Here is a 6,944-nt window from a genome sequence, read left to right as displayed (position 1 = left end):
ACCGACAGGCGATCCACGACGCGCTTCAGCCGGGGTTATTTCGGTGACCCGAAGGGTTTCCGGACAGCAGTGCGCCTGCGCGGGGATGACGGAAGGATCAGCGCAGCCCCGGCACCGCCCGCATCGCCTTCACCGCCCCTTCGCCGACCGCCGCGCCGAAGCGCTTGGCCAGCTTCTCGGCGACGTTCTCGCGGCGGGTGTAGTCCACCAGTTCCTCGGCCTTGATCACCTCGCGCGCCACGTAATCGAGGTTGCCCAGCTGGTCGGCCAGCCCCAGTTCCACCGCCTGCTGGCCGGTCCAGAACAGGCCGCTGAACAGCTCCGGCGTCTCGTGCAGCCGCTTGCCGCGGCCGGCCTTCACGACGGCGATGAACTGCTGGTGCACCTGGTTCAGCATCTCCTGCGCGTGCTCGCGGTGCCGCTCGGTCTGCGGGCTGAACGGGTCCAGGAAGCCCTTGTTCTCGCCCGCCGTGAGCAGGCGCCGCTCGATCCCCAGCTTGTCCATCAGGCCGACGAAGCCGAAGCCCTCCATCAGCACGCCGATGCTGCCGACGATGCTGGCCTTGTCGACGAAGATGCGGTCGGCCGACACCGCGATGTAGTACGCGGCGGAGGCGCAGGACTCCTCGACCACCGCGTACAGCGGCTTCTTGTACTTGGCCTTCAGCCGCTTCAGTTCGTCGTTGATGATGCCGGCCTGCACCGGGCTGCCGCCCGGCGAGTTGATCAGCAGCACGACGCCCTGGGCGCCCTGGTCCTCGAAGGCGGCCTTCGCCGCGGCGACCACGAATTCGGCGCTGGCCTCGCTCTTGGGCCCGATCTCGCCGTCGATCTCGATCACCGCGGTGTGCGGCGTCATCTTGTCCGTGGGCGCCGAACCCTTCCAGGTGAAGGACCAGAACAGGAAGATGAAGAAGGCGAGCCAGGCGAGGCGCACGAAGGCGCGCCAGCGCCGCGCCGCCTTCTGCTCCTGCAGCGTCGCGAACAGCAGGCGCTCCAGGGTGCCGCGCTCCCAGCCGGGCGCCTGGTCGCGCACTGGGGCCGCGGGCGCGGGCGCGGGTCGTTCGGCCGGGGATTCCGGCGGCAGGTTCTCGTTCATGGGATGCGGGCCTCAGAAGGCCACGGGTTGCAGGTTCCAGGCAGTATGCCAGTGCACCACGCCCTCCCCTTCGCTCAATTCGATGCGCACCAGGCCGCCGCGGCAGGGCCCGCCCGCGCAGGCGCCGGTGTCGGGCCGGTAGGCGGCGCCGTGCGTGCTGCACAGGAGCCACTGGCCGCTGTCGTCGAAGACGCGGTTCGGCTGCCAGTCCAGCTCCATCGCGACGTGCGTGCAGCGATTCAGGTAGGCGTGCACGCGCCCCTGCCAGCGCACGGCGAAGGCGCGGCAGGTCTGGCCGGCGTAGACCACGTCGAAGGGCACGGCCAGGCCGCCATCGACCAGGTCGGCGGAGTTGCAGAGGGCAATCCGCTCCCCTTCGCTCACGCGTTCTCCCGCAGCCAGGCGTGCAGTTCGCCGACCGAATGCACGACGGCGCGCGGCTGCAGCGCCTCGAAGCCTTCCTGCGTGTGCGCCCCGTAGCTCACGGCGACGCTGGGGCAGCCGGCGTTGAGCGCCATCTGCAGGTCGTGCGTGGTGTCCCCGATCATCAGCGTGCGTTCGGGCTCGGTGCCGAATTCGCGCATCAGCTCGTGGAGCATGCGCGGGTCGGGCTTGCCGGCGGTCTCGTCGGCCGTGCGCGAGCCGTCGAAGACGCCCGCCAGCTGCACCGTCCGCAGCACTTCGTCGAGGCCGCGGCGCGACTTGCCGGTGGCCACGGCAAGCCAGTGGTGGCGCGCGCGCAGTTCCGCCAGCATGGGCAGCACGCCCTCGAACAGGCTCAGGTCGTCCTGGTGCTGCAGGTAGTGGCGGCGGTAGGCGGCGCCGAGTTCGGCGTAGCGTTCGCGCGGGACGTCGGGCGCGGCGCAGGCCAGCGCGTCCATGAGGCCCATGCCGATCACGTAGGCGGCTTCGCGGTCGCCGGGAACGGCGCCGCCCACGTCGGCCACCGCGCCCTGGATGCAGCGCACGATGATCTTCGTGGAGTCGAACAGCGTGCCGTCCCAGTCAAAGGCGATCAGGTCGAACTGGCGGGGGCGCAACGCGGGCATGGTCCAGGAATTTCTGCAATTCGGCCGGCAGCGGCGCCTGCAGGGTGAGGCGCTCGCCGCTGGCCGGGTGGTCGAACTGTAACCGCCAGGCATGGAGGAACATGCGCTTGAGGCCCTGCTTGTGCAGGGCCTTGTTCACCTCGAAGTCGCCGTACTTGTCATCGCCGGCGATGGGGTGGCCGGCGGAGGCGAGGTGGACGCGGATCTGGTGGGTGCGGCCGGTCTTGATGGTGACTTCGAGGAGAGAGCCCTCACCCCTGCCCTCTCCCGCGAGCGGGAGAGGGAGTGATTCGGCGACCTTGACGAGGGTGATGGAACGCATGCCGTCCGGGTCGTCCCTGGCGACGATGCGCACGCGGCGTTCGCCGTCGGCCTGCAGGTATTTGTGCAGGGGCTGGTCGATCACCTTCTTGTTCGCGGGCCAGGCGCCCAGCGCCAGGGCGAGGTAGGTCTTGCCGGTTTCTCGGTCGCGAAACTGGTCCTGCAGCTTCGTGAGCGCCGAGCGGCGCTTGGCCACCAGCAGGATGCCGGAGGTTTCGCGGTCCAGCCGGTGCACGAGTTCCAGGAACTTCGCCGCCGGCCGCGCCTGGCGCAGCTGCTCGATGACGCCGAAGCTCACCCCGCTGCCGCCATGGACCGCGACGCCGGCGGGCTTGTCGACGGCCAGCAGGTGCTCGTCCTCGAACAGCACGGGAAACTCGCGGGCCGGCGCCGGCTTGTCCACCGCCTTTTCGGCCACCCGCACGGGCGGCAGCCGCACGACATCGCCGGTCTCCACCCGCGCGTCGGCCGAGGCCCGGCCCTTGTTCACCCGGACCTCGCCCGAGCGGATGATCCGGTAGACGTGCGTCTTGGGCACCCCCTTGAGGGTGCGGATCAGGAAATTGTCGAGGCGCTGGCCCGCCGATTCTTCCCCGACTGTCAGAAATTGGACCGCGCCCCTTGCGGGAGGCGGGTCGCCCCCTATAATCCGTTTCACCAGGGTCGCGCCGTAAGTGGTTGATTTGGCTGGCAGTTTAGTCCACCCCACCATGCAGGCCCCCTGGCAGGTCGATGCCACCGGCATCGTGCGGCGCAGACTCCGGGCCATCCGCCCTGCGTGGCGCGCACGTTGACGGCACGGGCCGGCTCTTCGAAACACTGATACGGAATACAAGGTCCGGCAGCCACGAGCGGCTGGCGGACGGATCAAAGCGAGACAACGGTGCTGATGGTTCTGCTCCTGGCTTTCTGGCGCTGGCTGCTGCCGGCGCCCGCCATGCAGCCGCCCTGGCGCCTTGTCGGGGCCACGCCCGCCGCAGCCCTTGCGGTGCGGCGCCGTCGCCCGCTCGCCCCCATCCCTGTGCCTTTGCGACGCCTCCTGAGCTAGACAGCTCGGGCAGGCCCGTCCGCACTCCGGCAATTCCATTCCGTTTCGAAGCGTCCGTCCGGCAACGAAGTTCGCGCCCCCCGGGGCGCGTTGAAGGTTCAAGGACAAGGAAGACGCTCATGAAGCGGATGCTGATCAACGCCACCCAGGCGGAGGAACGCCGGCTGGCGATCGTGGACGGGCAGAAACTGCTCGACTACGAAATCGAGATCGAAGGGCGCGAACAGCGCAAGGGCAACATCTACAAGGCGGTCGTCACGCGGGTCGAGCCCTCGCTCGAGGCCTGCTTCGTCGACTACGGCGAGGACCGCCACGGCTTCCTGCCGTTCAAGGAAATCTCCCGGCAGTACTTCGCCCAGGGCGTCTCGGTCTCGCAGGCGCGCATCAACGAGGCGATCAAGGAAGGCCAGGAACTGCTGGTGCAGGTGGAGAAGGAAGAGCGCGGCAACAAGGGCGCCGCCCTCACCACCTTCATCTCGCTGGCCGGGCGCTACGTGGTGCTCATGCCCAACAACCCGCGCGGCGGCGGCGTGTCGCGCCGCATCGAGGGCGAGGACCGGCAGGAGCTCAAGGAGAACATGGACCAGCTGGAGTACCCCAGCGGCATGTCCATCATCGCCCGCACGGCCGGCATCGGCCGCAGCGCGCCGGAGCTCCAGTGGGACCTGAACTACCTGCTGAAGCTGTGGAGCGCCATCGAGGGCGCCGCCAAGGGCAGCAAGGGCGCCTTCCTGATCTACCAGGAATCCAGCCTCGTCATCCGCGCGATCCGTGACTACTTCAACCACGACATCGGCGACATCCTGATCGACACCGACGACATCTACGAGCAGGCGCACCAGTTCATGGCGCACGTGATGCCGGAGCACGCGCAGCGCGTGAAGCGCTACCGCGACGATTCGCCGCTGTTCAGCCGCTTCCAGATCGAGCACCAGATCGAGTCGGCCTACGCCCGCGAGGTGAAGCTGCCCTCGGGCGGCGTGATCGTGATCGACCACACCGAAGCCCTGGTGTCCATCGACGTGAACTCGGCCCGCGCCATCAAGGGCGGCGACATCGAGGAAACGGCCACCCGCACCAACCTGGAGGCCGCCGACGAGGTGGCGCGCCAGATGCGCCTGCGCGACCTGGGCGGCCTGATCGTCATCGACTTCATCGACATGGAGGAGTCGAAGAACCGCCGCGAGGTGGAGAACCGCCTGCGCGACGCGCTGCGGCAGGACCGCGCCCGCGTGCAGTTCGGCTCGATCAGCAAGTTCGGCCTGATGGAGATGAGCCGCCAGCGCCTGCGCCCGGCGCTGTCCGAAGGCGCGTCCATCCCCTGCCCGCGCTGCGGCGGCCACGGCCACATCCGCGACACGGAAAGCTCGGCGCTGCAGATCCTGCGCATCATCCAGGAAGAGTCGCTCAAGGACGGCACGGCCGCCGTGCACGTGCAGGTGCCGGTGGAGGTGGCTTCCTTCCTGCTGAACGAGAAGCGCACCGAGATCGCCAAGATCGAGCTGAAGCAGCGCATCAACGTGCTGATGGTGCCGAACAAGACGCTCGAGACGCCCAACTACCGGCTCGAGCGCCTGAAGCACGACGACCCCCGCCTCGACAACCTGAAGGCCAGCTACCACATGGCCGACGAGATCGAGGACCCGACGACGGTGACGCGCCGCTCGCACGAGCGCGCGAACCGGCAGGAGCCGGTGATCAAGGGCGTGCTGCCCGACGCGCCGGCGCCGATGCCGGTGCCGCGCCCGCCGGCGCCCGAGCCCGTGGCCAAGGCCCAGCCCGCGCCCGCGCCGGCCCGCACGGCGCCGCCTGCCGTGCACCAGCCGGCCGAGAAGGGCTTCTTCTCCTGGCTCAAGACCGCCTTCGGCCTCGCGCCGGCCGCCGAACCGGCGCCCGTGGCGCCGGCGCCGGTGCGCGAGCAGCGCAAGGAAGAAAAGCGCGAAGGCCGCGGCGATGGCCGGGGCGAGCGCGGCGAACGTGGCGGCCGCCGGGATGGCCGCGGCGAGCGCGGTGAGCGCGGGGGCCGGGACCGCCGCGGCGAGGGCCGCCGGGATGGCGAGCCGCGCCGCGAGCGCGTGGCGGCCGAAGGCGCCGAGGGCGCCGGCCAGCGGCCGGAAGGCCAGCAACGCGACGGGCAAGGTCGCGGCGAGGGCCGGCGCGAGCGCGGGGAGCGCGGCGGTCGTGGCGAAGGCCGCGACCAGCGCGGCACGCGTGAGCAGCGCGAGGGCCGCGAGCAACGCGAGCCGCGGGAAGCCCGGGAAGGCCGCGAGCAACGGGAACCGCGGGAAGCGCGCGAAAGCCGCGAACCGCGCGAGGCCCGCGAAGGCCGCGAGCCGCGCGAGGGCCGGGAAACCCGCGACGATCGCGAGCCGCGCGAAAGCCGCGAGCGCTTCGAGGCGCGCCAGCGCCGCGAGTCCGAGCGCCAGGCGCGCGAGGAGCGCGAACTGCTGGAAGCGCGCGGCGGCATGCCGGAAGGCATCGTGCCCGCGCCGGAAACCGGCGGCGAGCAGCAGGAGGACCGTGCGCCGCGCGGTGAACGGGGCGAGCGTGGTGAGCGCGGCGACCGCCGCGATGGCCGGCGCGAGCGCGGCGAGCGCCGCGGCGACGGTGGCCCGCGCGAAGGCGCCCCGGCCGAGGTCGAAGCGGACGCCCTGGCCGGTGCGGCCGGCTCCGTCGGCGCGGTGACCGAGTCGGGCGAGGCGCAAGTGCCGCCCGCCGCGGACCCGGTGCTGGAGTCGCACACGCACTTCGACGACCGCCGCCCCGAGGGCGAGCAGGTCGAGGGCCGGCGTGACCGCCGCTCGCGCGACCGCTATGGCCGCGACCGCCAGCGGGGTGATCGCGGCGAACGGGGCGAGCGGGGCGAACGCGCCGCCGACGCCGTGGTCGCCACGGGCGCCGAGGTCTCGCCCGCCGAGATGGAAGTGTTCGCCGGCCGCGCGCCGCTGCCGCAGGAGCACCACGCCACCGGCGAACAGCGCCAGCCCGAGCCGGCCGCCGCCGCGCCCGTGCAGGCGTCGTCCGGCGTGCCCAAGGTCCAGGCGTTCCAGCTGCCGGTGGACGAGCTGATGAACGTGGCCCAGGGCTCCGGCCTGCAGTGGGTAATGTCCGACGCCGACAAGATCGCCGCCGCCCGCGCCGCCATGGCCGCCGAGCCCAAGCCGGTCCACGTGCCGCGCGAGCGCCCGCCGGTGGTGGTGGCGGACGAGGGCCCGCTGGTGCTGGTGGAGACCAAGCGGGATTTGCGGAACCTGCAGTTGCCGTTCTGAGCGGCGGTTCGCCAATGGAAAGGGCGCCTTCGGGCGCCCTTTTTCATGGGTCGCTGGGGTTCGCTGCGCTCACCGCCAGCCTACGAATGCCGCCGTTCCCGTAGGCTGGCGGTGAGTGGGAGCACCGCCAACCGAAAGGAAAGAGGGCATTCGTAGGG

At 71.0% G+C, this 6,944-nt stretch carries 5 protein-coding genes; 1 reads left to right on the top strand and 4 read right to left on the bottom strand.

Annotation, left to right across the window (positions count from 1 at the left end; genetic code table 11):
- Positions 1–97: 97 nt before the first annotated feature.
- The 4 genes from ACY0MJ_RS22225 to ACY0MJ_RS22210 are packed head-to-tail and all read right to left on the bottom strand — an operon-like array spanning position 98 to position 3,127.
- Positions 98–1,099, bottom strand: coding sequence for a S49 family peptidase (locus ACY0MJ_RS22225; protein WP_462640743.1), 1,002 nt, complete (start codon positions 1,097–1,099; stop codon positions 98–100).
- 12 nt (positions 1,100–1,111) lie between these two features.
- A complete protein-coding gene (locus tag ACY0MJ_RS22220; protein ID WP_462640742.1) occupies positions 1,112–1,483 on the bottom strand; it encodes a Rieske (2Fe-2S) protein in 372 nt (123 codons plus the stop codon).
- Positions 1,480–2,148, bottom strand: coding sequence for an HAD family hydrolase (locus ACY0MJ_RS22215; protein ID WP_462640741.1), 669 nt, complete (start codon positions 2,146–2,148; stop codon positions 1,480–1,482). Before ACY0MJ_RS22215 ends, ACY0MJ_RS22220 begins: the two co-directional genes overlap by 4 nt.
- Entirely contained in the window at positions 2,105–3,127 is a 1,023-nt protein-coding gene (locus tag ACY0MJ_RS22210) for an RluA family pseudouridine synthase (RefSeq protein ID WP_462640744.1), read from the bottom strand. Before ACY0MJ_RS22210 ends, ACY0MJ_RS22215 begins: the two co-directional genes overlap by 44 nt.
- A 509-nt stretch (positions 3,128–3,636) precedes the next feature.
- Here ACY0MJ_RS22210 and ACY0MJ_RS22205 point away from each other — a divergent pair.
- Positions 3,637–6,786, top strand: coding sequence for an Rne/Rng family ribonuclease (locus ACY0MJ_RS22205; protein WP_462640740.1), 3,150 nt, complete (start codon positions 3,637–3,639; stop codon positions 6,784–6,786).
- Positions 6,787–6,944 lie beyond the last annotated feature (158 nt).

This window comes from Ramlibacter sp. bp-362, from assembly GCF_054956735.1.
Note: the sequence above shows the minus strand (reverse complement) of the source record. Positions and strands in the feature narration are given on the sequence as shown.